The sequence below is a fragment of the Streptomyces sp. NPDC085900 genome (genome assembly GCF_044540925.1).
Lineage (GTDB): Bacteria > Actinomycetota > Actinomycetes > Streptomycetales > Streptomycetaceae > Streptomyces > Streptomyces gilvifuscus.
In genome coordinates, this window is record NZ_JBITSP010000001.1 from 705,529 (window position 1) to 732,177 (window position 26,649).

The following is a 26,649-nucleotide window of genomic DNA, read 5'->3' on the forward strand; positions in this document are numbered from 1 at the left end:
GCCCTAGCGCTCGATGTACAGCTGCGCGGGCGGGTACGGGTAGAACGACGTCGTGCCGACGGACCAGTACCCGCCCGTGCCGGGCACGGTCGTGAGCGCCTCGGGCAGGACGGACGTCGTCGCGGTCGCGCCGCGCTCGCTCACCCAGCCCCCGTCCTGCCAGCGCAGGTAGTGCGCCCGGGTCTGGTCCCAGAAGTCCCAGCCGGCGATCCGGTCCGGGCCGCCCTGCCCGTCGTCGACGATCGCCGTCAGCATCCCGGCGGTGAACGGGGCGGTGACGCTGTTCCAGGCGGTGCCGTCCCAGTGCTTGAGGGTGACGCCGGGCGGCTTGCCGGGCGGTCCGCCGACGCCGTAGTCGTAGCCGGTGAGCCAGATGTCGTCGGCGGCGACCGGGAGGAGACCGGTGACGGCGGGGCGCAGGCCGCCGGGCGCGGGCAGCTCGGTCCACGCCGAGCCGTCCCAGCGGGCGACGAGGGCGCTGTCGTAGACCCAGACGTCGCCGCGCACGGTGACGCGGACGCCGGACGGGGTGGCGGTGGTGCCGCTCGGGGGCGGTGCGATCCAGGACCACTCGCCGTCCGCGCCGTGCAGCAGCACCGAGCCGGCGCCGTTGCGGCCGGAGAGCCACACGCCGCCGTCGGCGTCGGTCGCGACACCGGTGAGGGTGGTGCCGGAGGTCCCGCGGCCGGGGAAGCCGGCCTCCTGCCAGGTGTTTCCGTCCCAGTTCAGCAGGTGTGCGCCGGTGCCCACGGCCCACGCCCGGCCGGTGGGGTCGGCGGCGACGGAGCGCAGGCCGCCGGTCGGGCCGAGGTGCGCGAGGCCGACCCTGGTCCAGGTGGTTCCGTCCCACACGAGGGCGAGGGGTGTCCCGGCGGTCCCCCCGTTGCGGCCCTCCTCGCCGACGGCCCAGGCGAGGTCGGGTCCTGCCGCCGCCACCCCGATGAGCTGGGCGGCGGGTGTGCCCCCGGGGGCGGGCACGGTCTGCCATACGTGGGGTTCCCCGGCGGTGGCCGACCGGACACCGCCGGTCGTGCCCGCGCCGGTCGTGCCCGCGCCGGTCGTGCCCCGGTCGGTCGAGCGGTCGCCGCCCGTCGTCGCCGCCCGCGCGCTCGCCGAGGTCAGCCCCAGTCCGGCCCCGGCCCCCACTAATCCGGTGATGAAGCGCCTTCTTCGCACGATGGTCCCCCTTCTCGGGTCATGCCTGTGACGCACACGGTCAGACCGACACCACCGGCACCCCGCCCGCAGCCGCCCCCAGGAGCGTCAGCCGTACGTCCGACGGCCCCGACGGTGTGGTTCCGTCGGACAGTACGGCGAGAGCGAGTGTGTTGGAACCACGTGCGCGCAGAATCCCGTTCGGCAGCACGAAGGTGTGCTGCGGGCCCACGTCGTTGATGTACTGGCCCATGTTCCAGCCGTTGAGGAAGATCTGGACGCGGTAGGCGCGGGCCGGGTCGTCGTCGAGGACGAGCCCGACGGACGCGTCGATGCCGGGGTCGACCGCCAGCCGGAACGTCGTCCGGTACCAGGTCACGCCCTGCCGCCGGTCGGCGCGCGGCAGCGAGCCGGCCGCCCACCTCCCGTCGGCGTACTCCGGCAGATGCCAGCCGTGCCGCTCCCCGTAGAGCCCGCCGGTGTTCTGCGGGCCGCGCTCGGCGTCCGGCGCCTTCTCGCCCTGGATCCGCCAACTCACGTGCGGGGACGCCCCGTCGAAGGTGACCGCGGTCAGCCCGCGCGCCGCCTTGTGGGTGTCCTGCGCCTTGCCGTCCTGGTCGTGCTGCATCCGGCGGACGAGGACGGACAGCACGTGCGGACCCGCCGTACGCGCGGCCTCCGGTACGGAGAACACCGCCGTGTCCGTCCAACTCCCCTTGCGGACAGTGCTGTTGTCCGGCACGGGCATGCGGTGGGTGCCCAGTGGCCGCCCGTCCAGCCAGGCCATCAGCAGGCCCTGCGTGCCCGTACTGTAGGCGAGGGACACCGACCGCGCGCCACGCGCGTCGGTGAGGTGTCCGCGGTACCAGACGTCGCCGTAGTGGAAGCCGTAGTCGTCGGCGAAGAGGACGGGCTGCCCGCCGGGGACGGGCGTGGTGCTGTACGACGTCGTGCGGTCGGCGCGCTTCCAGGCCGAGTCGTCGTAGCCGGGGGCCGACTCCGGGTTCTCGGTCCTGCGCCGCCAGCCCTCGCGCAGCGCGGGCAGGGAGACCTTCCCGACGCCGGGCAGCGGCCGCGCGGTCCGCAGACTCCCGGAGGGGGTGGCCTCGACCGCCAAGTCCCGCCCGTTCCAGGCGAGTTCGGTGACGCCGCGCGGTCCCCACACCTCCAGTGCGGCGGCCGCCACGGTGTCCCCGGTCAGCCGTAGCGCCTTCCCGCTCACGGCCGCCCTCCGCACCAGGGCGGGCCCGTGCACCAGCACCGGTCCGGACGGGGTGTCGTGGGGGAACAGCCGCAGCGAGGTCTCGTCGTCGGCCAGGAGCAGCAGCAGCGGGGTGCCGGTCCCGTCCCCGGAGACCGACACCCGGGTCAGGCCGTCGAGTCGGGCCTCCACACGCAGCAGCCCGTCCTCGTAGGTGTGGGCCGCGCCGCCCTCCAGCACCTTCACCGCCGGCCGCTCCGGGCACTCCAGCACGGTCACCGTCGCCTCGCCCGGGCGTCCGGTGAAGACGGCGATCTCCTGGCGTCCCGTGGTGAGGGACAGCATCGGCTGGGCGGTGGAGCAGCGCACCTTCCGTCTGCCCAGGACCATCCCGGCGACGAGGAGGCGCGCGTCCTTCGCCGGGACGGTGACCGGGAGGCCGTCGAGGCCCGGCACGGTCGAAGTCACCTGCTGCGCACCGTCGTTGCGCACCACGTAGACATGCGCCCCGGTGTCCGGGTTGGTCAGGTGGTACACCCTCAGCCCGGCCGCCTCGACGTCGGCCGCCCGGTCCAGCTTGGCGAGGTCCGGCACGTGGTGCAGCAGATGGCCGAGCTGGTGCATGGGCACGAGCTTGGCGGTGGGCTGCCGTCCCTCGTCGAAGGCGGCGCCGTAGTCGTACGAGGTGTAGACGACCGGCGCCGGGAGCCAGCCCCACGAGGTGCCGCCGTAGGTCATGTAGACGTTGTGCAGGGTGATGCCGTTGGCGAGGTTGGTGAGGTAGAAGCGCCGCTCGTACGCGGCGTCCCGCTGCCGCCGCGACTCCGCGTACCCCTTCCGGTCGAACCAGACCCCGCCCCACGGGTCGAACCAGCCGCCCCCGAACTCGGGCATGAACCCGGGCGTCCGCGGGCTCGCCGTGGCCCCGCCCTTCATCCCGCCGATCCCGAAGTGCCCCCAGTCGGGCGGCGTCTGGGCGGGCGACGGGTAGCCGTCGAATCCGTAGAGCCAACTCCCGTCCTCGCCACGGGTGTCGAAGGAGCCCGGGATCCAGTAGCCGTTCCTGCCCTTGTCGTTGTGGAAGAGCGGTACGTCGATGCCGTCGGCCCGCACCTTCCGGTACAGGTGGGCCATGTAGTCGCGGCCCGTCGCCTCGGTGACATGGGCGTCGTACTCGTTCTCGATCTGGTAGAGCAGGATCGTGCCGCCGCCGTCGGTGTACAGGTGGCGGGCCGCGATGGCGTCGACGTGGGTGAGCCATTCGTCGACGTGCGCCAGGTACGCCGGGTCGGCCGTGCGTGCCGTGCCCTTGGCGGCGGTCAGCCAGCCGGGGAAGCCGCCGCCGTCGATCTCGGCGTTGATGTAGGGGCCGGGGCGCAGGATCACGTAGAGCCCGCATTCTGCGGCCGTGCGCAGGAAGAGGTCCAGGTCGCGGATGCCGGTGAAGTCGTAGCTGCCCGGGGCGGGGGAGTGGTAGTTCCACGACACGTAGACGCTGACCGCGTTGTAGCCGTGGGCCCGCATCTTCTGCAGGACGTCCCGCCACAGGGAGGGGCTCGGCAGCCGGAAGGGGTGCATCTCGCCCGACCAGACCACCAGCCGCCGGCCGTCCACGACGAGCGAGTAGCGGTCGAATCCGATGGTGTGCCGCCGGCCGTCCGCGGACGGCGTCGCGGGCGCGGGACCGGTCGGCGCCATCGGGGCGGCGTAGGCGCAGTTCGCCGCGCCGCTGCCGCCCAGGGCCAGGCCCAGTGCGGTGGTTCCGGCGAGAGCGCTGAAGGTACGTCTGCTGAGCCCCATGGGAGCCTCCCGTCGTGCCGGTCGGTGGGCGGCGCGTGCGGGATCATTGTGTACGCGGGACCGGCCACAATGGTCGTATGAGGATCTCGGCACGAGCGGATTACGCGGTACGGGCGGTTCTTGAGGTCGCCGTTCGGCAGGACGGCGGACCGGTGAAGGCGGAGGCCATCGCCGCGGTGCAGGAGATCCCGCACAAGTTCCTGGAGGGCATCCTCGGCGACCTGCGGCGCGGCGGCATCGTCGACAGCCGGCGCGGGGGAGGCGGCGGCTACCGGCTGGCCCGCGAGGCCGGGGAGATCACCGTCGCGGACGTCATCCGGGCCGTGGACGGGCCGATCGTGTCCGTGCGCGGCGAACGCCCCACGGGCCTCGAGTACACCGGCTCGGCCCAGCCCCTGCTGCCTCTGTGGATCGCCCTGCGCGCCAACGTCCGCCGCATCCTGGAGGGCGTCACGATCGCCGACCTCGCGCAGGACGCGCTGCCCGAACAGGTGCGGGACCTGGCGGCGGAGCCGGCGGCGTGGGAGAACCCGTAGCCGCGGCGCTCTCTCACGCTGTCCTCAGGCCGACGGCCCAGGGTCCCGTCCCGTTCGCCGGCAACAGGACGGGACCGACACATGCGCACGCTGATCCTGCTCGCGCTCGCGGGTCTGGGCGCCCAGCGGAGTGCGGCAGCCGGTCAGCGCCTGAGCGGGTGTGAAATCCGCGAATGTGAATGGCCGGAGTTCGCCCTGACCGCTGCTCCCGCGGCTTTCTACGATGCGGATCGCCTCCGGCCTTCACAGAAACCTCACTGTTTCTCCAGAGAGCTCTCCGAGCTTTCCGGTGGGCCGGGGCGTGCCACCCCCCACTCACAGAATCCGGAGAGACCATGCCTGGTGGACTCCTGCTGGGCGGCGCCGTAGCCGCTCTTCTCACGACCGCGATACCCGCGCACACCCACTCGGGCGTCTTCGACAACCCGCCCCCGGACAAGATCGTCATCGACGTGGCGACCGTGAACGGCTCCGGCTGCCCCGCCGGCACGGCGGCCGTCGCCGTCGCCCCGGACAACACGGCCTTCACGGTGACCTACAGCCAGTACCTCGCGCAGGCCGGCGGCAACTCCGACCCCACGGCCTTCCGCAAGAACTGCCAGCTCAACCTGATCGTGCACGTCCCGCAGGGCTTCACCTACGCCGTCGCAAGCGCCGACTACCGGGGCTTCCTCTCGCTCCAGCCGGGGGCGAGCGCCACGCAGAAGGCCTCGTACTACTTCCAGGGCTCCTCGAACACCGTGCCCAAGACCCACCCGTTCAGCGGCTCGTACAACGACGACTGGCAGGCGACCGACTCGACCGACTGGGCCCAGCTCGTCTGGGCGCCCTGCGGGGTGCAGCGCAACTTCAACATCAACACCGAGCTGAGAGTGAACGCGGGGACCTCGAACCCGGGCAAGGTCAGCTTCATGACGATGGACTCGACCGACGGGGACATCAGCACCGTCTACCACATGGCGTGGAAGGAGTGCCCGACGTCCTGAGCCGGCGGAGTCCGGCCCACGGAAAGGGGGTGGCCCCCGGTGCGGGCCACCCCTGCCGTGCGGGGACGGAGTGCGGCGTCAGCTCTGGTCGACGCCCAGGGTGAGGGCGCCGGTGTAGCCGGAGGAGGTCGAACTGCCCAGGGCCGTCAGGGTGAGCAGCCCGGAGGAGGCGCCGCCGCCGTCGTAGATGGAGTCCTGGGAGAGCGTGGTGCGGGTGACCGTGTTCGTCGAGTACGGCGACACCGTCGCGACCTTGGTCGTCACCGACTCGTCGAAGAAGAGCTGTCCGGTGTGCAGTTCGGTGCCGCCGGTGAACGAGCCGTCGGAGGTCAGCGTGACGCCGGTGTGCACCTTGACGTGGATGTGCACGCAACGGCCCCGGTACCAACCGGGGTAGATGGTGGTGAGGTTGGCGACGCCCGAGGCGTTGGTCAGGACACCGCCGCGCAGGAAGGTGCCGTCGTCGCTCTCGTGGTGGCCGTTGTTGCCGACGTAGCCCGAGTACTCGCCGAGGGCGTCGGCGTGCCAGAGCTCCACCAGCGCGTTGGGTACGACGGCGCAGGAGGAGTTCACGACGGTCAGGGCGAGCTTGAGCGGGATGCCCGCCTTGCCTTCGGTGAGGTCGGAGCGGACGAGCGCTCCGTCGAGGTAGTAGGGGCCTTCCGTCATCTCCTTCGTGAGGGTGCAGACGGCCGCGGCGGCGACGGGCTGCGTGTCGGCCGTGTCCGCGGCGGCCGGGGCTCCGGGCGCGGCGGCGCCCACGGCGAGGGTCGCGGCGGTGGCACCCGTGGCGATCAGCAGGGTGCGGCGCCCGATGGGGTTCGCTGCTTCTGGGGTGTCTGTCATGGACACGGCACCGTAGAAGCGGAATCTGTTGCCGAGCTGTCAGTTTCGCAAAGTGACGACCCGTCAAGTTGCTTGTCGGTCAGGCTCGTCGACCGACGTGCGTCACGAAGTCCGTCCAGGTGTCCGGCGCTAGCGCGAGCCGGTGGCCCTGCCTGTCCTTGGAGTCACGGACGTGGACGGTGGCGGGGGTGAGGGCGACCTCGACGCAGTCGTCCCCAGAAGCGCTGCTGTAGCTGCTCTTGAACCACGACAGTTCGGAGGTGCTCATAGGTCTCCTCGCATCTGCGTCAACAGGCTCAAGGAGTCCTTCATGCTGAGAGCCTGCGAACGCATCCTCGCATACCGGCTCTGAAGCACGCTGACCACTTTCGGGTCGGTGATGAGCTGGCCGCTTTCCTGGCCTTCGTTGTAGGCGAACCACTTGTTTTCCGGCGTCTCCAACAGGCGGATGGGGCCCTGCAGACCGGCGTGCGACTCCTGTACCAGGGGCACGACCTGAATCTCGACGTTCCGAAGCGTGGCGACCTCCAGCACGTGATCGATGAGTTCGCGCGTGACCCGCGTCCCACCCGTGCGCCGTAGGAACAGGTGCTCTTCGAGGAGGAAACTGAACGCGGTGTTCGGGCGCTCTCGCAGCAATTGCTGCCTCTTCGCTCGGGCCTCCCACCGTTCCTCGATCTGTGCGTCGTCCAGCGGCGGCAACTGATCCGCGGACAGGGCCCCGGCGTAGGCCTTCGTCTGCAACAGCCCTGGAATCATGCGGCACTCGTACGTGTACAGGACGATCGCCGTCGCCTCCAGCCGCGCCCACCGCCGAAACCAGGCGGCCAACCCCGGCTGGCGGGCCAGTGTGGGCAGTGCCTTGCGGAGCGCCCCCGTGTTGCCCAGAAGTTCCTCCGCGCGCTCCACGAACGCCGCGTCGGGCATGCGTCGTCCCAACTCCACGGACGCCACCGTGTGCTTGGAGAACCGGACGAGATCGGCGTACTCCTCCCGGCTCATCCCCGCGTGCTCCCGCAGGGCCTGATGCACCGCCCCGAACGTCCGCATGCTGTCCGACGACTCCGGCTCACCGCCACCATCGACCACAGTCGGTCACCTCCCGCGCCCATGGTCACGGCCCGTCACGAGTACTGTCCATTCCGTGACCGCGTACGCTGCGGCGGCGTACGCGCGCCCGACCTGGTGAAGGAGGGTCCGGGCCGGTCAGATGGGGACCATGACCGCACGCCCCGCCCCGCAACCCCCGGTTACCGTACGTACGTTCACACAGCGCCTCAGCTCCACCCCGCGAGGTGCCCGCCTGGCCCGGCGCCTCGCCGTCGGTCGGCTGCATGCCTGGGGCATCCCGTACGGCACCGCGCCCTCCGACGCCGTCGCCGCGATCGTTGCCGAACTCGCCGCCAACGCCGTCACCCACGGCCGGGTGCCGGGGCGGGACTTCGAGCTGCGGCTCTCGCTCGTCACCGGCAGTGTCCGCGTCGAGGTCACCGACACGCGCGACGAGCTGAGACCGCCCGCCCCCGGCGCCGTACGGACTCCCGATCTCCTCGACGAACACGGTCGCGGACTCGTCCTCGTCGACGCGCTCGCCGACCGCTGGGAGGTCCTGGACCGTGAGACGCCCGGGAAGACCGTGGGCGCCGAGGTCGATGTGCCGGGGTGGCGCTCCTTGGTCGGCCCGGCGACCGGCGCCTGAGGTGCCCGCGTCAGACGGTCGCCGCTCCGCGCTCCATGGGCCGGAGGGCGGCCAGGGCGGCGCTCTGACGGGTGGTGACGCGTTGGATCAGGGCGACGGCGAGACCGGCCGCCGCGACGAACAGGGCTTCGGAGGGGAGCAGGAGGGGCAGCGAGGTTCCCGACTGCGCCACCAGGGCGAGGATCCCGTGTCCGGCCCAGGCCACCCACCAGGCGTTCACCATGAGGTCGTCACGCTTCTTGTCCGGGGAGGGGCCACTGGCCCGCAGGGTCCCGAGCAGCACTCCGCGGGGGAACCACAGGTTGACCACCGGGATCAGCCATGCCACGACGGCCCAGACGTCCGACCCCAGGGCGGCGCCGGGCGAGATCAGGCGGGTGTTCTTCCGGCAGCGCCCCAACTACACCAGGAAGAGCACGGCCGCGACCGTCCCCGCGTACACCAGCAGCATCGACGCGAACGCCGACCGGTGGGCCGACGTGCTCGCGGGATGCAGGCGGTGTGCTCGGACGGTCGCGGCCCGGAACACCTCCGCGGCGGCGGTCGCGGGTATCGCGCCCTGCGCGAGGCGGGCGAGGAGCCGGGGAGCCCGGTTGTCGGGTCTGACGGGTTCGGTCATGGTGGGGAGAATAGACGTTCACCTGTGCGATCTCCGGCAACTCCAGTGATCGCGTGGACCGTTGAGGCGATCTCGTAGCACGGCGGCAAGTACCGGATGTACTAGGCCGTCTCGACCTTCGGCTCCGACAAGTCGGCCTGGAGCAGCGGTTGGCCCGTGGCGTACCGGCCGACGGCCGCTCGTCCATCCGTACGGGTTAATCGCCCCGCTTTGTGTGCTTTCGGTGAAGATCAAGGTGATATGAAACACCTTGGCCGAAAGTACAACTTCAGAGGCGGGTATGGGGAAACGGTTCGACCCGGGCGCACAGGTCGGTGTGGTGATCGTCGGGGCCGGTCCGGCGGGCCTGGTCCTGGGCAATCTGCTGCTGGACCGGGGCGTCGACTGCGTGATCCTCGAACGGCGCGGACGGGCGGCGGTGGAAGGGCGGGCCAGGGCCGGGTTCCTGGCGCCCACTCCGTACGCGTCCTGACCGAGCACGGACTGGGGGCCGGGGTCTCGGCCCGGGGGCGGGCGCACGGCACCTGTCTCTTCCGCAGCGAGCGGGGGGAGTTCACCCTCGACTACGGGCGGCTGGGGCGGGGCGAGGTGCACACCGTCCATCCCCAGCAGGAGCTGGTACGGGACCTGATCGCCGAGTACCTGCGCCGCGGCGGTGAACTCCGCTTCGAAGCCGAGGTCGAGGAGATCGCCGAGGGCCGGGTCCGGGTGCGCGGCGGCGAGGACGTGACGGGCCGGTACGTCGCCGGCTGCGACGGGCACCGCGGTGTCGCCCGGGCGGCGCTGACCGCCCGAGGCGTGCGCACGGCCCGCCGGGACCACGGCGTCTCGTGGCTGGCGGTGCTGGCCGAGGCCCCGCCGAGCATGGCGGCCGTCGGATACGCCCTGCACGAGCGGGGGTTCGCCGGTCACATGGCGCGCACGGCGTCCGTCACCCGCTACTACCTCCAGTGCCCGCGCGGAACCGATCCCGCCGACTGGAGCGACGAACGGATCTGGGCCGAGCTCGCTACCCGTATGCGGACCGCCGAGTTCGGGTCACTGCGCGAGGGCGCCGTCATCGAGAAGGCGGTCGTGGACCTGCGCTCAGACGTCCTGCAGACCCCGGGCGCAGACCGCCTGTGGCTCGCCGGTGACGCGGCCGGTCTCATCAGCCCGTCGGCAGCCAAGGGCGCCAACCTCGCCGTACTCCAGGCCGAGCGGCTGGCCCTCGCCCTCGAACGGGCGCTGGCCGGCGACGACGACGGGCTCGCCGGATACGCGGCGGAGTGCCTGCCCCGCGTCTGGCGGGCGCACGAGTTCTCGCACTGGATGAGCGGCCTGCTGCACGGACCGGCCGGCGACGACGCCGAGGCCCGGTACGGGCGGGCCCTGCAGTACGCCCGCCTGGACAGCCTGCGCACCTCCCGCACCCACCAGGACTTCTTCGCCGAGAACTACACCGGCATCTGACCCACGGGAACCTCCATGAACCTCCCCGTCGTACAGGCGTGTCTGACCGAGACCGACCTGACGCGGATCCACCGCGCCGTCTCCTACGTCGCCACCCACGACACCCACCAGGTCCTGGCCGAACTGCTGCCCGACCTGACCGAGGAGGAACGGGACGACGTCTCCCGCCACCTCGTCTTCGACCACACCGCCGTCCTCGTCTTCCCCGACTCCCTCGACGGGCTGTGCGAGGAACTGAGCCGGTGCGGACTGCGCCCCGGCCCCGTCACCCCGAGCGTCGTCGTCCGCGAACGGCTGGCCCGACGGCACGGCCCGGTCCTCGGCGACAGCCCCGTCGGCATCGTCCATGTCGCCGTCGACGGGCGGAGCGTGGAGATCTTCGCGCTGCCCGTGCCGCCGGGCTCCGGGCTGGAGGCCGTGGCCGAGGCCGAACGCGCCGCCGAACACGAGGCACACGCCGCGTTCGCGGTGACCTCACCGGGCGCCGTGGTCCCCGCCGGGCTGCGCACGCTCCTGACGGAGCGGGGCGGCGCGGCACCGGACGGCGGCGGCCACAACGACCACGAGGACGTCACCGTCCTCTACTTCCGCACCTCGGACCACCGCCGCTTCGAACTGCGCCTGCCCGGCCGCCACGAGCCGCTCCCCGACCCCGCCACCGCGCTCCTGGGCGTCATGACCGGCGCCTGGGCCACGCAGGCCGTCGCCGCCATGGCCGAACTCCGCATCGCCGACCACCTCGCCGACCGCCCGGGCCTCGCCGCCGACACCCTCGCCCGCCTCACCGGCGCCGACCCCGACGCGCTGCGCCGGCTGCTGCGCTACCTCACCACGCTCGGCCTGCTGACGTCCGCCGACGGCACCTACCACCTCACCGAGACCGGCCGGCCCCTGCGCACCGGGATTGAGTTCTCCCTCCACCCGCTCGCGCTGCTCTACGGCGGCCCGTTCTACGACTCCTTCGCCGGCCTCACGCACTCCGTACGCACCGGGCAGGAAGCTTTCGCCCACCGCCACGGACAGCACCACTTCCCCTACTTCGCCCAGCGCCCCCAACTCGGCGCGCTCTTCCACCGGGCGATGGCGGCGAGCGCCGAGATGTTCACCCCGGTACCCCACCTGGTCGACTTCTCCGGCGTACGACGCGTGATCGACGTCGGCGGCGGCAACGGCGCCCTGCTCGCCCGCGTGCTGCGCGCGCACGACCAGGTGGAGGGCGTACTCCTGGAGCGGCCGGAGGCGCTGGAGGCGGCGCGGACGCAACTGGCCGCGCAGGGCCTGGAACGGCGCTGCACCTTCGTCACCGGGGACTTCACCGCGTCCATCCCGGGCGGAGGCGACCTCTACCTGCTGTCCCGGGTCCTGCACGACTGGGACGACGACCGCTGCCTGACCATCCTGCGCCGGTGCGCGGAGGCGATGCGCCCCGGCAGCCGACTCCTCGTCGTGGAACGCCTGTTGCCCGAGCGGGAGGGGGCCTGGTCGACGGCGGTGGCCTGGGACGTCCACATGCTGTGCAACGTGGGCGGCCGAGAACGTACGGAGTCCCACTACCGACGCCTCCTGGCAGAGGCGGGCTTCGCACTGACGACCAGCCACAACCTCCCTCTACAGGCATCCCTCCTCCACGCGGAGCGCGTGTAGCGCCCCGAAAGAGGGAGTGGGCCGCACTCCTGCCAGCCGGATGCCTGCGCGCCCCGAAGGGGCGCGGGGAACTGCGCGAAAGGTGGAGCGGGCCGCACTCCTCCGCGCCGGGTGCCTGCGCGCCCCGAAAGGGGCGCGGGGAACTGCGCGACCGGCCACGACCAACCCGCACCCGGCCACGCACAGGACCCCGACGACGACTACCCGGCCTGCCCCATCCCCGCCGCGTTCGGCCAGCTCTGCGCGTTCGGCCACCCCGTGGCCGGTGCCGGAGTCAGCCCCGGCCCGGTGGTCCCCCGCACCTGCGCGGCCGTGAGCCCACCACGGGCCGGTACTCCCGGAGGCGTGGGCCCGGGCATGGCGGCGGCGGGCGCCATCGGTGCTGCCGCCGGCACGGGCGCGGGCGCCGGCACGGGCGCGGGCGCCGGCACGGGCGCGGGCGCCGGCATCGGAGTCGGCGCGGACATCGGAGCCGGCGCGGACATCGGCATCGGCGCGGGCGCCGGCGTGGGCATCGGCGTGGGCGCCTGCATGGGAGGGGGCGCCTGCATGGGAGCCGGCACCGGCTGCGGCCCCGCCTGAGCCGCCGCGGGCACCGGCATCGGCATACCGACCCCGCCCCCGGCGAAGGCCTGCGCGGCGAGCGGCAGACCGGCCCCGTTGGTCTCGCTGACCAGCCGGTCCACGGCCGCCGTACCCGAGCTGTAGCTGGTCCCGGCGCCCAGCTCGGGCACGGCGGCTCCCCTCCTGGTCCCGTAGAGCACCTGTTCCATGCCGGACACCAGGCGACGCACGTCCGTCTGGGGGCGCACCACGAGCCGCAGGAAGCGGCTGGAAGAACCGATCTTGTTGCCGCACTCGCGGACCAGGATCCGGTGCTCGGTGAGCATCCGGTCCCGGACCACACTGCCCTCGGCGCCCACGGGAAGGCGTACGAAGAGGAAGTTGCCCTGGGAGGGATAGACGGTCAGCCCGGGCAGCGCGGAGAGCTGACCGGACATGTCGAGGCGGTCCCGGCGCACCTGCTGCAGGCTCTGCGCGTACTCCGCGCCGTGCTCCTTCAGCATGAACACCACGTGCTCGGCGAAGGAGTTCAGGTTCCACTTGGGCAGCATCGAGCGGACCTTGCCGGCCAGTGCGGGGTTGGCGACCAGGTAGCCGAAGCGGATGCCGTGCAGGCCGAAGTTCTTGCCGAGGCTGCGCAGCACGACCACGTTGGGGCGGATCATCGCCTCCTGCACGACCGACGGCTCGGCCTCCGCGTCGGCGAACTCCAGGAACGACTCGTCGATGACGACCAGGTCCAGGTCGGCCATCGCGTCCATGAACTGCACCAGCGACTGCTTGTGCAGGTAGCCGCCGTCGGGGTTGTTGGGGTTGCAGATCACCGCGACCCGAGTGCCCCTCTTGCGTATGAACTCGGCGTACTGGGCCAGGTCCAGGGCGAAGCCGCTGGACTCCTGCAGCGGGAACATGTCGACCCGCTTGCCGGTCTCCATCGGCTGGTCGGTCCAGCGGCCGAAGGTGGGGACGGGGATGGCGAGGGACTCGCGGACCAGCAGGTGGTCGATCCAGGTGATCAGCTCGGTCGAGCCGTTGCCCATGGCCACGCACTGCGGCGGCAGCTGCAGCAGGCTGCACAGTTCGGCGGTGATCGTGTCGGCGCTGCTCGGGTAGTACGTGATGATGTCGCGCAGGCGGGCCGACATCTCCTCGAACATGGCCGGGGTGGGGAAGTACGGATTGCAGGGGATACAGAAGTCGATCGGACCGGCCCCGTCGCCGCCCTCCCGTGCCAACGCAGCCATCGACGGACTGTGGGCCGCGTTGCTGCGGAACAGCGAGGTGACGTTGTCGGCCATGGAACCTCCGTATGGGGCGGGCCCGCTGGGGACGACCGGGCCCGTCGTCTTTGGGTGGCCCGCGCGGGGGAGCACGGGCCGCACCTAGATACGAGGGCGGGGGTGGCGTTGTTCAACTCTCGGCGAAACCGCGCGAGGCGCCGGGCCGAGCCCAACTGGTGCCCGGATCGGCCCCGTTCGACCCTTCACGCGGGACCTGACGGCCCATGCCCGCAGGTCGTCCGCGCGGACACCATGAAGGGGTGATGCCTTCGCCTCCGGCATCGATTTTCCAGATTTTCCGAACGACGGTCGATATGTCGAACACTTGGGAAGGGTGGCCGGCTGATGAACCCCGAACTCTGCGTCGTGGGAGTGGACTTCGGCACGCTGTCGGGCCGGGCGGTGGTGGTACGGGTCCGCGACGGCGCGGAACTGGCGTCGGCCGAGCACGTCTACGCGCACGCCGTGCTGGACCGGGAACTGCCCGACGGCACGCCCCTGCCGGCCGACTGGGCCCTGCAGGTGCCGGCCGACTGGGTCGAGGTGCTGCGCACCGCCGTGCCGGAGGCGCTGGCGGCGGCGGGGGTGCGGGCGGAGCAGGTGGTCGGCATCGGCACGGACTTCACCGCCTGCACGGTGCTGCCGGTGCTGGCGGACGGCACCCCGCTGTGTGAGCTGCCCGGGTTCGCCGCTCGCCCGCACGCCTATCCCAAGCTGTGGAAGCACCATGCGGCGCAGGGGCAGGCGGACCGGATCAACGCGCTGGCCGCGGAGCGCAAGGAGGCGTGGCTGGAGCGGTACGGCGGGAAGGTCTCCTCGGAGTGGGAGTTCGCCAAGGCGCTGCAGGTGCTGGAGGAGGACCCGGAGGTCTACCGGCGTACCGAGCGGTGGCTGGAGGCGGCGGACTGGATCGTGTGGCGGCTGTGCGGCAGGTACGTCCGCAACGCCTGCACGGCCGGGTACAAGGGCCAGTACCAGGACGGTCGGTATCCCTCCCGCGAATATCTGGCCGCCCTGCATCCGGACTTCGCCGGGTTCGTCGCCGACAAGCTGGAGCAGCCGATCGCTCGACTCGGCGACCGCGCGGGCGGCCTGACGGCGGAGGCGGCTTCCTGGACGGGCCTCGCGGAGGGCACCGCGGTGTGTGTCGGCAACGTGGACGCGCATGTCACGGCACCGGCGGCGGTGGCGGTGGAACCGGGCCAGATGGTCGCGATCATGGGCACCTCGACCTGCCATGTGATGAGTTCCGACCGTTACGGCACGGTGCCGGGGATGTGCGGGATCGTCGACGGCGGCATCCTGCCGGGCCTGTGGGGCTATGAGGCGGGGCAGAGCGGGGTCGGTGACATCTTCGGCTGGTTCGTGCGTACCGGCTTTCCCGCCGAGTACGCCGCTGCCGCCGAGGCGGCGGGCCAGGACTCGCACGCCTACCTGACCGCGCTGGCCGCCCGGCAGAAGGTCGGCGAGCACGGGTTGGTCGCCCTGGACTGGCACAGCGGCAACCGCTCGGTGCTGGTCGACCACGACCTCAGCGGCGTGATCGTGGGCCAGACCCTGGCCACCCGACCCGAGGACGTGTACCGGGCGCTGCTGGAGGCGACCGCGTTCGGTACCCGCACCATCGTCGAGGCCTTCGAGACCGCCGGTGTCCCGGTCCGGGAGCTGATCATCGCGGGCGGGCTGACGAAGAACGCCCTGCTCATGCAGATCTACGCCGACGTCACCCGCCGCCCGCTGAGCCTGATCGGCTCCACCCAGGGCCCGGCGCTGGGCGCGGCGACGCACGCGGCCGTCGCGGCGGGCGCCCACCCCGACATCCGTACCGCCGCTCGCGCGATGGGCAAGGTCGAGCGCGGTGTCTACCTCCCCGACCCGCACCGGGCGGCGGTCTACGACCGCCTCTACGCCGAGTACCGCACCCTCCACGACTACTTCGGGCGCGGCGCCAACGACGTCATGCACCGCCTGCGCCGCATCCGCGCCGAGGCCTCCTGACGAACCGGATCTCCCCGAAAGGAACCGTCATGACCGCACCGAACGAGACCTACCAGCCTCAGGAGATCTGGTTCCTCACCGGCAGCCAGAGCCTCTACGGCGAGGACACCCTCAAGCAGGTCGCCGACCAGTCCCGCCGGATCGCCGCCATCCTCGACGAGTCGCCGAAGATACGCCCCCGGATCGTATGGAAGCCGGTCCTCGCGGACGCCGACTCGATCCGCCGGATGTGCCAGGAGGCCAGCGCCTCCGACACCTGCACGGGTGTGATCGTGTGGATGCACACCTTCTCCCCGGCCAAGATGTGGATCGGCGGACTCGCCGTCCTGGACCGGCCGGTGCTGCACCTGCACACCCAGTTCAATCTGTCGCTGCCGTGGTCGAGCATCGACATGGACTTCATGAACCTCAACCAGGCCGCCCACGGCGACCGGGAGTTCGCCCACATCGCGGCGCGCCTGGGCGTGCCCCGCAAGATCGTCGCCGGGCATGTCACCGACCCCCGGGTGATCGCCCGCGTCGCCGCCTGGTCCCGCGCCGCGGCCGGCCGGCAGGCCGCCCGCACCCTGCGCCTGGCCCGCTTCGGCGACAACATGCGCGACGTCGCCGTCACCGAGGGGGACAAAGTCGAGGCGGAACTGCGCTTCGGCTACTCCGTGAACACCTACGCCGTCAACGACCTGGTCGCGCTCGTCGACGAGGTCGAGGACAAGGCGGCCGCCGAACTCGCCGCCGAGTACGCGGAGTCGTACGACGTGGTGCCCATCCTGCGTCCGGACGGCCCCCGCCACGACTCGCTGGTGTACGAGGCCCGGGTCGAACTCGCCCTGCGCGCCTTCCTGATCGACGGCGGCTTCACCGCGTTCACCACCAACTTCGAGGACCTCGGCGGCCTGCGTCAGCTCCCCGGACTCGCCGTCCAGCGGCTGATGGCCGACGGCTACGGCTTCGGCGCCGAGGGCGACTGGAAGACCTCCGCGCTGCTGCGCACCATGAAGGTCATGGGCGCCGGCCGGCACGGCGGCACCACCTTCATGGAGGACTACACCTACCACCTGGGCCCCGGCACCCCGCGCATCCTCGGCGCCCACATGCTGGAGGTCTGCCCGTCCATCGCCGCCGGCCGTCCCCGCTGCGAGATCCACCCGCTGTCCATCGGCGGGCGCGAGGACCCGGTCCGGCTCGTCTTCGACGCCGCCCCCGGCCCGGCCGTGGTCGTCGGCCTGTGCGACCTCGGCGACCGCTTCCGGCTCACCGCCAACACCGTCGACGTCATGGCCAGTGAACCGCTGCCCTATCTGCCGGTCGCCCGGGCCGTGTGGGTGCCGCGCCCGTCGCTGGCCGAGTCCGCCGAGAGCTGGCTGCTGGCCGGCGCCCCGCACCACACCGTGCTCAGCGCGGCCGTCGACCTGGAGACCCTCACCGACTACGCCTCCATGGCCGACGTCGAACTGCTCACCATCGACGAGCACACCAGCTCGGACCAGTTGGCCAAGGAGATCCGCTGGAACTCCGCCTACTACCGCCTCGCCCACCGGAGTCAGCCATGACCACGCATGTCCTGGACGCCCTGCGGCAGGAGGTCCTGGAAGCCAACCTCGCCATCCCCCGGGCCGGCCTCGCCACCCTGACCTGGGGCAACGTGAGCGGGGTCGACCGGGAGGCGGGGGTCTTCCTCATCAAGCCGTCGGGAGTGCCGTACGAGGAACTGAAGGCGGACGACCTGGTGACGGTACGGCTGTCCGACGGGGCGGTGGTGGACGGCGAGCTGCGTCCGTCGACCGACACCGAGACCCACCGATGCCTCTACCTGGCGTTCCCCTCCATCGGGGGCGTCACCCACACCCACTCCACGCACGCGGTCGCCTTCGCCCAGGCCCGCCGGGACATACCCGTCCTCGGCACCACACACGCGGACACCTTCAACGGGCCTGTTCCGTGCACGCCCGACCTCACCCCCGAACAGTGCGCGAAGGACTACGAGTACAACACCGGCCGGATCATCGTCGACCTGCTCGACGGCGACGACGACAGGGCGATCGAGGTCCCCGGCGTGCTGGTCGCCAACCACGGGCCGTTCACCTGGGGCGCGAGTGCCCGCAAGTCCGTGGAGCACGCGATCATCTGCGAGGCCGTCGCCGACATGGCGATCCACACCATGGCGCTGGCCGCCACGGCACCGCCGCCCCGCCATCTGCTCGACCGCCACTACACCCGCAAGCACGGTCCGGGCGCCTACTACGGCAACTGACCGTCCCGGCAACGCGGAAGGCGGCCCGTGCGCACAGCACGGGCCGCCTTCTCACTTCGGACGCGGATCAGCAGCCGAAGGTGTGGACCGTGCTCGTCCGGTACGTCTGCCCGGGACGCAGGACCGTCGACGGGAAGTTCGCGTGGTTCGGCGAGTCCGGGAAGTGCTGGGTCTCCAGGCACAGCGCGTCACCCTGACGGTAGGTGTGGCCGCCGGTGCCGGTGAGCGTGCCGTCGAGGAAGTTGCCGGAGTAGAACTGCAGGCCCGGCTGATCCGTGGCGATCTTCAGGGTGCGGCCGGAGCGCGGGTCGCGCAGGGTGGCGACGTGCTCGGGCTTGGCGGTGATGCCCTTGTCCAGGACCCAGTTGTGGTCGTAGCCCTTGGCCTGCACCTGCTGGACGTGACCGGCGCGGATGTCCCGGCCGATCGTCTTGGTCTTGCGGAAGTCGAAGGGCGTGCCCGCGACCTTCGCCAGCTCACCGGTCGGGATCAGACCCGAGTCGGTGGGCGTGTACCGGCCGGCGGCGATCGACAGCTCGTGGTCCTCGATCGTGCCGCTGCCCTCGCCCGCCAGGTTCCAGTACACGTGGCTGGTCAGGTTGAGGACGGTGGCCTTGTCGGTGGTGGCCTCGTAGTCGATGCGCCAGTCACCGTGCTTGGTGAGGGTGTACGTCACCTTCGTCTTGAGCGTGCCCGGGTAGCCCATCTCGCCGTCGACGGACGTGTAGTACAGGTGGAGGCCGACGTCGGAGCCCTTGGTGAACGGCTCGACGTCCCAGATGTGCTTGTCGAAGCCCTGGGTGCCGCCGTGCAGGCTGTTGACGCCGTCGTTCACGGACAGCTGGTAGCTCTTGCCGTCCAGGGTGAACTGGCCCTTGGCTATGCGGTTGCCGTAACGGCCGATCAGCGCGCCGAAGTACGGGGTCTTGGCGACGTAGTCCTCGATGTTGTCGAAGCCGAGGGAGACGTTGGCGTAGTGGCCCTTGCGGTCCGGGATCTCCAGGCCCTGGACGACACCGCCCCAGTTGAGGACCTTCAGCCGCGTGCCGCCGTTCTCCAGCGACCAGCGGTAGACCTTGGTGCCGTCGGCGAGCTTGCCGAAGAGCTCCTTCACCGGCTTCCTGCCTCCCGAGGCGGCCTCGGCCGTACCCGTGCCGAGGGTGGTCGCGGCGATACCCGCCGCCGCGGCTCCTGCGATGACCGTGCGTCTGTTCAGTTCCATGTTGCGGCTCCCGTAAAGGGGTGGGGCCCCGCCTTGCGACGGGGCCCGAGCTGACTTACTACGAACCGGACTTGCGCTTGTTCCAGACATCGAATCCGACCGCGGCCAACAGGGCCAGGCCCTTGATGACCTGCTGCCAGTCGGTGCCGACGCCGAGGAGATTCATGCCGTTGTTCAGCACGCCGAGGACGAGACCACCGATGATCGCGCCGATGACGGTACCGATACCGCCGCTCATGGACGCGCCACCGATGAACGACGAGGCGATCGCCTCGAGTTCGAAGTTCAGTCCCGCCTTCGGAGACGCCGCGTTCAGACGGGATGCGACCACCAGACCCGCCAGGGCCGCGAGCACGCCCATGTTCAGGAAGACATAGAAGGTGACCTTCTTGTCCTTCACGCCGGACAGCTTGGCCGCCGGCAGGTTGCCGCCGATCGCGTAGATGTGACGGCCGAAGACGGAGTTGCGCATGACGTAGCCGTAACCGACCACCAGCACACCGAGGATGATCAGCACGATCGGTGCGCCGTTGTAGCTGGCGAGGGTCAGCGTCAGCCAGATGATGGCGCCGACCTGGGCGGCGAGCAGACCGTAGAACAGTCCCTTGGGCTGCACGTCGAGCGAGAACTCCTGCTGCCTGCGCCGGCCCCGGACCGCCTGCCACACCACCGAGGCGACCAGGACGATGCCGAGCAGCAGCGTGATGTTGTGGTAGTTGGTGTTCGGGCCGACCGCGGGCAGGAAGCCGTTGCCCATCTTCTGCAGGCCGTTCGGGAACGGGCCGAGGGTCTGACCCTTCAGCAGGATCTCCGTCAGACCGCGGAAGAGCAGCATGCCGGCGAGGGTCACGATGAACGACGGTATGCCGCCGTACGCGATCAGGAAGCCCTGGACGCTGCCCGCGACCGCGCCCATCAGCAGGCACAGCACCAACGCGACCGGCCACGCCACATGATGACTGACCGTCAGGACGGCCGCGAAGGCTCCGATGAACGCGGTCAGCGAGCCGACCGACAGGTCGATGTGCCCGGCGATGATCACCAGCATCATGCCGATCGCGAGGATCAGGATGTAGCTGTTCTGCAGCACCAGGTTCGAGACGTTGCGCGGCAGCAGCAGATCCCCGCCCGTCCAGAACTGGAAGAGCAGCACGATCAGCAGCAGCGCGATCAGCATGCCGTACTGGCGCCGGTTCTGGGCTATGAAGCCGAAGACCACCTGCACGAAGTTGCGGCCGCCGGACGGGCTTCCGCCACCGGGCGGTGCCGCCGCCGGCGTCTTGTCGGTGACGTCCGTGCTCATCGGGTTACCTCTTTGTCCTTCGTCATCTGGCGCATCAGCACTTCCTGCGTGGCCTCGGCCCGCGCCACCTCACCGGTCAGCCGGCCCGCGGCCATCGTGTAGATGCGGTCGCACATGCCGAGCAGCTCGGGCAGCTCGGAGGAGATGAAGACGACCGCCTTGCCCTCGGCCGCCAGCCGGTCGATGACCGTGTAGATCTCGTACTTGGCGCCCACGTCGATACCGCGCGTGGGCTCGTCCAGGATCAGCACGTCCGGACCCGCGAAGATCCACTTGCTGAGGACGACCTTCTGCTGGTTGCCGCCGGACAGCTTGCCCACGGGCTCGAAGACGGTCGGCGCCTTGATGTTCATGGACTTGCGGAAGCCCTCGGCGACCTGCCGCTCCTCGTGCTCGTCGACCACGCCCCGGTTGGCGACCTTCTGCAGCGCGCTCAGCGAGATGTTGCGGTTGACCGTGTCGATGAGGTTGAGCCCGTAGTGCTTGCGGTCCTCGGTGACGTACGCGATGCCGTGCCCGACCGCCTCCGAGACGGTCTTGGTACGGATCTCCGCGCCGTCCTTGAGGACGGTGCCGCCCGCGTGCCGGCCGTAGGTGCGCCCGAACACGCTCATCGCGAGTTCGGTGCGGCCGGCGCCCATCAGGCCCGCGATGCCCACGATCTCCCCGCGCCGGACGTTGATCGACACGTCGTCGACGACCTTGCGGGCCTGGTCGAGCGGGTGGTGCACGGTCCAGTTGCGGATCTCCAGCGCCGGCGCCGCGTCCGGCTCGCCCTCGTAGGGAGTGCGGTCGGGGAAGCGGTGGTCGAGGTCGCGGCCGACCATGCCGGAGATGATCCGGTCCTCGGTCGTCTCCGGTGCCTTCACGTCGAGCGTCTCGATGGTCCGCCCGTCGCGCAGGATCGTCACCGAGTCCGCGACCCGGCGGATCTCGTTGAGCTTGTGGGAGATGATGATCGAGGTGATGCCCTGCTTCTTCAACTCCAGCATTAGATCCAGGAGTTTGCCGCTGTCCTCGTCGTTCAGGGCCGCGGTCGGCTCATCCAGGATGAGCAGCTTCACCTTCTTCGACAGCGCCTTGGCGATCTCCACCAGCTGCTGCTTGCCCACGCCGATGTCGGCGACGCGGGTCTCCGGGTGGTCGCTCAGACCCACCCGGCGCAGCAGTTCGCTGGCGTGCTTGAGCGTCTCCCGCCAGTCGATGAACCCGCCCGAGGCGTGTTCGTTGCCGAGGAAGATGTTCTCCGCGATGGACAGGAAGGGCACCAGGGCCAGCTCCTGGTGGATGATCACGATGCCGCGATCCTCACTGGCCCGGATGTCCTTGAACTCGCAGACCTCTCCCTCGAAGAGGATCTCGCCCTCGTAGGTGCCGTGCGGATGGACACCGGAGAGCACCTTCATCAGGGTCGACTTGCCGGCGCCGTTCTCTCCGCAGATGGCGTGGACCTCGCCCTGGCGGACTGTCAGCGTGACGTCCGACAGCGCCTTGACACCGGGAAAGGTCTTGACGATAGAGCGCATTTCCAGGACGGGTCCCGCCATGGTCGTGCCTTCCAATCAGTAGGGGGCGGCGGTTACTTGAGCTCGGCGTCGGTGTAGTAGCCGCCCTTGACCAGGACGTCCTCGTAGTTGCTCTTGTCGACGCTCACCGGCTGCAGCAGGTACGCGGGGACGACCTTGGTGCCGTTGTCGTAGGTCTTCGTGTCGTTGACCTGCGGCGTCTTCTTGTTCAGGGCGTCGTCCATCATGGCCGCGGCGACCTTGGCGAGCTTGCGGAGGTCCTTGTAGACCGTCTGCGTCTGCTGGCCCGCGATGATCGACTTCACCGAGGCGAGCTCGGCGTCCTGGCCGGTGATGACCGGCAGCGGCTGGCTCTTGGAGCCGTAGCCGTCCGACTTCAGCGCGGCGAGGATGCCGATCGAGATGCCGTCGTACGGCGAGAGGACCGCGTCGACCTTGGCGTTGGAGTACGTGGAGGTGAGGATGTCCTCCATGCGCTTCTGGGCGGTGGCGCCGTCCCAGCGCAGGGTGGTGACCTGGTTGAGCGCGGTCTGCTTGGACTTGACCACCAGCTCCTTCTTGTCGATGTACGGCTTGAGCACGCTCATCGCACCGTTGAAGAAGTACTTGGTGTTGTTGTCGTCGTTCGAACCGGCGAACAGCTCGATGTTGAACGGGCCCTTCTTGCCCTTGTCCAGGCCGAGCTTCTGCACGATGTACGTGCCCTGCAGCACGCCGACCTTCTCGTTGTCGAAGGAGGCGTAGTAGTCGACGTCCTTGGTACCCAGGATGAGACGGTCGTAGGCGATGACCGGGATGTGGGCCGACGCGGCCTCCTGAAGCACGTTGTTCAGGGACTTGTTGTCGATGGCCGCGATGATCAGGCCCTTGACGCCCTGCGTGATCAGGTTCTCGATCTGCGAGACCTGGGTGTCCGGGTTGTCCTCGCCGTAGACCAGCTTCGTCTTGTAACCCTTGGCCTCAAGGTCCTTGACGACGTTCTTGCCGTCCGCGATCCAGCGCTCGGAGGACTTGGTCGGCATCGCGATGCCGATCGTGCCGCCCTTGGAGTCGTCGGCCTTCTCCTTGCTGCCGCCCGAACTGCTCTGCCCGCAGGCGGACAGGGTGAGGGCGAGGGACGCGGCTCCGGCTATCGCGGCAAGGGCTGCTCTGCGGTTGCGCATGGGTCATCCATCCTTGGGTTTCTCGTCGTTGAGAGGGTCAGGCTTCGGTGGGGAAGCGGTTGAGGGGTCCGGGCAGCCGGGAGCCGAGCGGCGCCATGTCGCCGTCCGCACCGTGCCGGGCGAGCAGGTCGAGAGCGAGACGGCCGCGCCGCACCCGCTCCCGGGCGGTGTCCAGGGTCACGTCCCGAAGGTGGGTGCCCCACGGGTAGATGCCGGGAGCCTTGGACAGACCGAACTTCAGGTAGAGCGGTGCGCCACGCCGGATCAGCTCGGCGACCTCGTACATCCGGATGTATCCGCCGAGGTCGTCGGGGGCCTCGATGTACATGTCCATGGGGGCGGCGGAGACCCGCCGGATCTCGGTGAGGTGATCCAGCGTCAGGTCGCTGGGCACGTTCAGGGAGTCGGCGCCGAGCCGCTCGTACACCGCGTACGAGGCCGGGTTGACGGGACCGATCAGCGCCGAGACCTTCAGGGTGGTGTCGGCCGGGATGATCCCCGCCGCACGCGCCCGGTGCAGCGTCCACAGCACGCCCTCGTCGGCGACGAGGAGGCACTTGACGCCCAACTCCGTCGCACGGACGGCGTCTTCGACGCAGCCGGCGACGGCGTCGTGGCCGCGTGCGCGCAGTCCGGCCCCCCGCGAGTCGGACCGTACGGAGCCGCCGATGTCCCAGGTGCCGCGCGGGCCGGTGAACAGGCACAGTTCGATGTCGCGCTCGTCGGTCGCCTCGACCATCTCGGTGATCTCGGCGTCGCTCAGCATCCACACCCCGCTGCCCTGGCTGATCCGGTGGATCGGCACGTCCAGGCGCGAGGACTCCTTCAGGACGACGGCCAGCGCTTCGGGACCCTCGCACGAGGGGATCTCGGTGCGCCACTTGCCGCCGCCGGGGAAGGTGTGCGGGGAGGCGTCGGCGGGGTCGGGGGCGGGCGCGCCCAGACCGAGGGCCGAGAGCACCTGCTCACCGGGTCGGCGGGCCGCCGTAGCGGAAGCGTCGGTCGTCACAAGCTGTCCTTCTTGTTCGATATTTCGGACGAGGTTCGCGGCTCAAGTCATGGGGGGCTTGGGTGTACGCCGGTGCGGGGGCCGTCAGGTCGCCCCCGTACCGGCGTACGGTCTAGGGGCGGAGCAGCACCTTGCCCACCTTCGGATCGCCGGACCCGACCAGCTCGATGGCCTCCTCGAACTCGTCGAGCGGGAGCTCGTGCGTGACCAGGGGCAGAGGATCGAGCAGCCCGGCGCCGAACACCCGGACCGTGTGGGCCCAGGCGGCCGGCGGCGCGCCGAAGACAGTCGACACCTCCAACTGCCTTACCACCAGGGCCGTTGGGTCCAGCCCATCGGCTCCCGGCGCGGGAATGCCGGTCAGCACCAGACGTCCGCCGCGCCGCAGCAGGGAGGCCGCGGTGCCCGCGGCCGACGCGGACCCGGCGGTCTCGATGACGACGTCGAAGTCGTCGGGGAGCTGCTGGTCCCTGGTCCGGAAGTCGGTGGCGCCGAAAGCTTTCGAAAGCTCCGCCCGGTCGGGTCGGGTCCCGACCACGAGCAGCTCGGCCGGCGAGCCCGCCTTCAGGAACTGGACGGCGAACATGCCCAGCGTCCCGGTGCCGACGACGGCCACCCGCTCGCCCGGCAGCGCGTTCGCCTTGATCGCGGCGGCCGCGATACAGGCGGCCGGCTCCAGCAGCGCAGCGGCCGTGAGGTCGGCGTCGTCCGGCAGGACGTGCAACAGCCGCGCCGGCAGGGTGAGCGTGGTGGCCATCGCACCGGGCTGGGTGAACCCGGTCTCCTCGTACCCGCTGCTGCACAGGGTGGTCTCGCCCGCGTGGCAGCGGTCGCACACCTGGCAGTTGCGGAAGCCCTCGCCGACCACCTTGCGGCCGACCAGCGTCTCCGGGATCCCGGCGCCGACCGCCTCCACGGTCCCCGACCACTCGTGGCCGGGCGTCAGCGGATAACGGACGTACCCCTCGGGCCGGTTGCCCTGGTACACCTCCCGGTCGCTGCCGCAGATGCCGACCGCGTGGACGGCCACCAGCGCCTCGCCGGGTCCCGGCTGCCGCGGGTCGTGCGAGGTCAGCCGGTGCTCGCCCGGCGCCTCGATGACGACCTGGGTGCTCACTTGGTGCCCTTGGGCTTGCGCTGCTCCCAGCCCTCGGCCCACAGGTCGAAGCGGGCCTGCTGCTGCGGGAACTCCGCGGCCGCGTCCACGTCGAGCTCGACGCCGAGACCCGGCGCGTCCGAGAGGTGGAAGTAGCCGTCCACGACCTCCGGCGCCCCCTTGACCACCTTCTTGATCTCCGCGTCCGCGAAGTCGTTGAAGTGCTCAAGGATCTTGAAGTTGGGGGAGGTGAAGCCGACCTGGAGGGAGGCGGCGGTGAGCACGGACCCGCCCACGTTGTGCGGGGCGACGAGCATGTAGTGGGTCTCGGCGGTGGCGGCCAGCTTCCGCGTCTCCCAGATGCCGCCGATGTGGCCGACGTCCGGCTGGATGATGTCCACGGCCTGGCTGTCGAACAGCTCGCGGAACTCGATGCGGTCGTGAATCCGCTCACCGGTCGCGACCGGGATGTCGACCTTGGCGGCGACCTTCTCCAGCGCCTTGAGGTTCTCCGGCGGGCAGGGCTCCTCCAGCCAGGCGGGCTTGAAGGGGGCGAGCTCGTGGGCCAGCCGCACCGCGGTGGCCGGCGAGAACCGCCCGTGCATCTCCAGCATCAGCTCGGCGTCCGGCCCGATGGCGTCGCGCACGGCCTCGATGAGGGAGACGGCGTACAGGCTCTGCTCGTGGTCGAGCTCGAAGTGCCCGGTGCCGAAGGGGTCGATCTTCAGCGCCTTGTACCCGCGCTCCATGACCCCCTGGGCGGCCTTGTGGTACGCCTCCGGGGTGCGCTCCGTGGTGTACCAGCCGTTGGCGTAGGCCTTGACCTTGTCCGTGACCTTCCCGCCCAGCAGCTGCCAGACGGGCACCCCGAGGGCCTTGCCCTTGATGTCCCAGCAGGCCATCTCGATGACGGCGATGCCGGACATCACGATCTCGCCGGCGCGGCCGTAGTCGCCGTACTTCATCCGGCGTACGAGGTCTTCCACGGCGAACGGGTCGGAGCCCAGAATGTGATTGGCCTCGGCCTCCCGCAGGTAGCCGATCAGCGCGTCGGTGTGGCCCAGCATCCGGGTCTCGCCGACTCCCGTGATTCCTTCGTCGGTGTGCACCTGGACGTATGTCAGGTTGCGCCACGGCGTCCCGACCACGTGTGTGCTGATTCCGGTGATGCGCACGGCAGTTGCCCCTTGCTGCGTCGTCTGCTTGCGTTCGGCTCGTCGAGTGTGTTCGAAATTTCGTCACACGTTCGAAATGCTGGCGTGACAGTAAGGACGGGGTGGCGGGGGTGTCAATGGGTCG

Annotated in this window: 22 protein-coding genes and 1 pseudogene; 8 read left to right on the plus strand and 15 right to left on the minus strand. The window is 70.6% G+C overall.

What is annotated here, in order from left to right; translation table 11 throughout:
* Positions 1–3: 3 nt before the first annotated feature.
* Complete coding sequence (locus ACIGDI_RS03100; protein WP_399889663.1) at positions 4–1,176, minus strand: hypothetical protein; 1,173 nt, start codon at positions 1,174–1,176, stop codon at positions 4–6.
* Positions 1,177–1,216: 40 nt separating this feature from the next.
* A complete protein-coding gene (locus tag ACIGDI_RS03105) occupies positions 1,217–4,156 on the minus strand; it encodes a beta-galactosidase (protein ID WP_399889667.1) in 2,940 nt (979 codons plus the stop codon).
* Between the two features lie 77 nt (positions 4,157–4,233).
* On the opposite strand from ACIGDI_RS03105, the gene ACIGDI_RS03110 reads away from it, so the two are divergent.
* Both ACIGDI_RS03110 and ACIGDI_RS03115 read left to right on the plus strand, forming a co-directional pair.
* On the plus strand, positions 4,234–4,692 hold the full coding sequence (locus tag ACIGDI_RS03110) for an Rrf2 family transcriptional regulator (RefSeq protein ID WP_142151752.1): 459 nt from the start codon (positions 4,234–4,236) through the stop codon (positions 4,690–4,692).
* A gap of 335 nt (positions 4,693–5,027) precedes the next feature.
* The gene (locus ACIGDI_RS03115) at positions 5,028–5,678 is read left to right on the plus strand and encodes a DUF4360 domain-containing protein (protein ID WP_399889671.1); all 651 of its coding nucleotides are present in this window, start codon (positions 5,028–5,030) and stop codon (positions 5,676–5,678) included.
* A 78-nt stretch (positions 5,679–5,756) separates the two neighbouring features.
* On the opposite strand, the gene ACIGDI_RS03120 is transcribed toward ACIGDI_RS03115, so the two are convergent.
* The 3 genes from ACIGDI_RS03120 to ACIGDI_RS03130 form a co-directional block, all read right to left on the minus strand.
* Positions 5,757–6,524 carry an intradiol ring-cleavage dioxygenase gene (locus ACIGDI_RS03120; RefSeq protein ID WP_399889674.1) on the minus strand — a complete coding sequence of 256 codons (768 nt, stop codon included), beginning with the start codon at positions 6,522–6,524 and terminating at the stop codon, positions 5,757–5,759.
* Positions 6,525–6,603: 79 nt separating this feature from the next.
* Complete coding sequence (locus ACIGDI_RS03125) at positions 6,604–6,792, minus strand: DUF397 domain-containing protein (RefSeq protein WP_399889677.1); 189 nt, start codon at positions 6,790–6,792, stop codon at positions 6,604–6,606.
* On the minus strand, positions 6,789–7,574 hold the full coding sequence (locus ACIGDI_RS03130) for a helix-turn-helix transcriptional regulator (RefSeq protein ID WP_272174253.1): 786 nt from the start codon (positions 7,572–7,574) through the stop codon (positions 6,789–6,791). Before ACIGDI_RS03130 ends, ACIGDI_RS03125 begins: the two co-directional genes overlap by 4 nt.
* Positions 7,575–7,743: 169 nt before the next feature.
* On the opposite strand from ACIGDI_RS03130, the gene ACIGDI_RS03135 reads away from it, so the two are divergent.
* Positions 7,744–8,223: an ATP-binding protein gene (locus tag ACIGDI_RS03135; RefSeq protein ID WP_399889680.1), complete on the plus strand. Its 480-nt coding sequence runs from the start codon at positions 7,744–7,746 to the stop codon at positions 8,221–8,223.
* Positions 8,224–8,233: 10 nt separating this feature from the next.
* On the opposite strand, the gene ACIGDI_RS03140 is transcribed toward ACIGDI_RS03135, so the two are convergent.
* Together ACIGDI_RS03140 and ACIGDI_RS03145 are read right to left on the minus strand one after the other, a co-directional pair.
* Positions 8,234–8,623, minus strand: coding sequence for a DUF4328 domain-containing protein (locus ACIGDI_RS03140; RefSeq protein WP_399889683.1), 390 nt, complete (start codon positions 8,621–8,623; stop codon positions 8,234–8,236).
* Positions 8,624–8,842, minus strand: a complete 219-nt coding sequence (locus ACIGDI_RS03145; protein WP_399889686.1) for a hypothetical protein — start codon at positions 8,840–8,842, stop codon at positions 8,624–8,626.
* A gap of 280 nt (positions 8,843–9,122) precedes the next feature.
* Between ACIGDI_RS03145 and ACIGDI_RS03150 the strand changes: the two are divergent.
* Together ACIGDI_RS03150 and ACIGDI_RS03155 are read left to right on the plus strand one after the other, a co-directional pair.
* A pseudogene (locus tag ACIGDI_RS03150) lies at positions 9,123–10,294 on the plus strand (4-hydroxybenzoate 3-monooxygenase).
* Positions 10,295–10,309: 15 nt separating this feature from the next.
* Complete coding sequence (locus ACIGDI_RS03155; RefSeq protein ID WP_399889689.1) at positions 10,310–11,938, plus strand: methyltransferase; 1,629 nt, start codon at positions 10,310–10,312, stop codon at positions 11,936–11,938.
* Positions 11,939–12,138: 200 nt separating this feature from the next.
* Here the strand turns inward: ACIGDI_RS03155 and ACIGDI_RS03160 are convergent, their stop codons facing one another.
* A complete protein-coding gene (locus tag ACIGDI_RS03160) occupies positions 12,139–13,800 on the minus strand; it encodes a pyridoxal phosphate-dependent aminotransferase (RefSeq protein ID WP_399889692.1) in 1,662 nt (553 codons plus the stop codon).
* A gap of 327 nt (positions 13,801–14,127) precedes the next feature.
* On the opposite strand from ACIGDI_RS03160, the gene araB reads away from it, so the two are divergent.
* Genes araB through araD form a run of 3 tightly spaced genes read left to right on the plus strand, consistent with a single transcriptional unit; the run spans position 14,128 to position 18,031 of the window.
* Entirely contained in the window at positions 14,128–15,780 is a 1,653-nt protein-coding gene (gene araB / locus ACIGDI_RS03165; protein ID WP_399889695.1) for a ribulokinase, read from the plus strand.
* Positions 15,781–15,809: 29 nt separating this feature from the next.
* Entirely contained in the window at positions 15,810–17,330 is a 1,521-nt protein-coding gene (gene araA / locus ACIGDI_RS03170; RefSeq protein WP_399889698.1) for an L-arabinose isomerase, read from the plus strand.
* Complete coding sequence (gene araD, locus ACIGDI_RS03175; protein ID WP_272173824.1) at positions 17,327–18,031, plus strand: L-ribulose-5-phosphate 4-epimerase AraD; 705 nt, start codon at positions 17,327–17,329, stop codon at positions 18,029–18,031. The genes araA and araD overlap by 4 nt, the downstream gene beginning before the upstream one ends.
* A 67-nt stretch (positions 18,032–18,098) precedes the next feature.
* Here araD and ACIGDI_RS03180 read toward each other — a convergent pair whose 3' ends face one another.
* The 7 genes from ACIGDI_RS03180 to ACIGDI_RS03210 form a co-directional block, all read right to left on the minus strand.
* Entirely contained in the window at positions 18,099–19,253 is a 1,155-nt protein-coding gene (locus tag ACIGDI_RS03180) for an aldose epimerase family protein (RefSeq protein ID WP_399889702.1), read from the minus strand.
* 58 nt (positions 19,254–19,311) lie between these two features.
* Positions 19,312–20,556 carry a multiple monosaccharide ABC transporter permease gene (mmsB, locus tag ACIGDI_RS03185; RefSeq protein ID WP_399889705.1) on the minus strand — a complete coding sequence of 415 codons (1,245 nt, stop codon included), beginning with the start codon at positions 20,554–20,556 and terminating at the stop codon, positions 19,312–19,314.
* Positions 20,553–22,103, minus strand: a complete 1,551-nt coding sequence (gene mmsA / locus ACIGDI_RS03190; protein WP_399889708.1) for a multiple monosaccharide ABC transporter ATP-binding protein — start codon at positions 22,101–22,103, stop codon at positions 20,553–20,555. The genes mmsB and mmsA overlap by 4 nt, the downstream gene beginning before the upstream one ends.
* Positions 22,104–22,135: 32 nt before the next feature.
* Positions 22,136–23,245: a multiple monosaccharide ABC transporter substrate-binding protein gene (chvE, locus tag ACIGDI_RS03195; RefSeq protein WP_399889711.1), complete on the minus strand. Its 1,110-nt coding sequence runs from the start codon at positions 23,243–23,245 to the stop codon at positions 22,136–22,138.
* Positions 23,246–23,282: 37 nt separating this feature from the next.
* A complete protein-coding gene (locus ACIGDI_RS03200; protein ID WP_399889714.1) occupies positions 23,283–24,254 on the minus strand; it encodes a hypothetical protein in 972 nt (323 codons plus the stop codon).
* Between the two features lie 112 nt (positions 24,255–24,366).
* Positions 24,367–25,371, minus strand: coding sequence for a zinc-binding dehydrogenase (locus ACIGDI_RS03205; RefSeq protein WP_399889717.1), 1,005 nt, complete (start codon positions 25,369–25,371; stop codon positions 24,367–24,369).
* Positions 25,368–26,525, minus strand: coding sequence for a mandelate racemase/muconate lactonizing enzyme family protein (locus tag ACIGDI_RS03210; protein ID WP_200704599.1), 1,158 nt, complete (start codon positions 26,523–26,525; stop codon positions 25,368–25,370). Before ACIGDI_RS03210 ends, ACIGDI_RS03205 begins: the two co-directional genes overlap by 4 nt.
* Positions 26,526–26,649: the final 124 nt, after the last annotated feature.

Bases quoted from the DNA above. Each gene is read 5' to 3' on its own strand.
- ACIGDI_RS03105 (WP_399889667.1), bottom strand. From the start codon at position 4,156: ATGGGGCTCAGCAGACGTACCTTCAGCGCTCTCGCCGGAACCACCGCA.
- ACIGDI_RS03110 (WP_142151752.1), top strand. From the start codon at position 4,234: ATGAGGATCTCGGCACGAGCGGATTACGCGGTACGGGCGGTTCTTGAG.
- ACIGDI_RS03115 (WP_399889671.1), top strand. From the start codon at position 5,028: ATGCCTGGTGGACTCCTGCTGGGCGGCGCCGTAGCCGCTCTTCTCACG.
- ACIGDI_RS03120 (WP_399889674.1), bottom strand. From the start codon at position 6,524: ATGACAGACACCCCAGAAGCAGCGAACCCCATCGGGCGCCGCACCCTG.
- ACIGDI_RS03125 (WP_399889677.1), bottom strand. From the start codon at position 6,792: ATGAGCACCTCCGAACTGTCGTGGTTCAAGAGCAGCTACAGCAGCGCT.
- ACIGDI_RS03130 (WP_272174253.1), bottom strand. From the start codon at position 7,574: ATGCGGACGTTCGGGGCGGTGCATCAGGCCCTGCGGGAGCACGCGGGG.
- ACIGDI_RS03135 (WP_399889680.1), top strand. From the start codon at position 7,744: ATGACCGCACGCCCCGCCCCGCAACCCCCGGTTACCGTACGTACGTTC.
- ACIGDI_RS03145 (WP_399889686.1), bottom strand. From the start codon at position 8,842: ATGACCGAACCCGTCAGACCCGACAACCGGGCTCCCCGGCTCCTCGCC.
- ACIGDI_RS03155 (WP_399889689.1), top strand. From the start codon at position 10,310: ATGAACCTCCCCGTCGTACAGGCGTGTCTGACCGAGACCGACCTGACG.
- ACIGDI_RS03160 (WP_399889692.1), bottom strand. From the start codon at position 13,800: ATGGCCGACAACGTCACCTCGCTGTTCCGCAGCAACGCGGCCCACAGT.
- araB (WP_399889695.1), top strand. From the start codon at position 14,128: ATGAACCCCGAACTCTGCGTCGTGGGAGTGGACTTCGGCACGCTGTCG.
- araA (WP_399889698.1), top strand. From the start codon at position 15,810: ATGACCGCACCGAACGAGACCTACCAGCCTCAGGAGATCTGGTTCCTC.
- araD (WP_272173824.1), top strand. From the start codon at position 17,327: ATGACCACGCATGTCCTGGACGCCCTGCGGCAGGAGGTCCTGGAAGCC.
- ACIGDI_RS03180 (WP_399889702.1), bottom strand. From the start codon at position 19,253: ATGGAACTGAACAGACGCACGGTCATCGCAGGAGCCGCGGCGGCGGGT.
- mmsB (WP_399889705.1), bottom strand. From the start codon at position 20,556: ATGAGCACGGACGTCACCGACAAGACGCCGGCGGCGGCACCGCCCGGT.
- mmsA (WP_399889708.1), bottom strand. From the start codon at position 22,103: ATGGCGGGACCCGTCCTGGAAATGCGCTCTATCGTCAAGACCTTTCCC.
- chvE (WP_399889711.1), bottom strand. From the start codon at position 23,245: ATGCGCAACCGCAGAGCAGCCCTTGCCGCGATAGCCGGAGCCGCGTCC.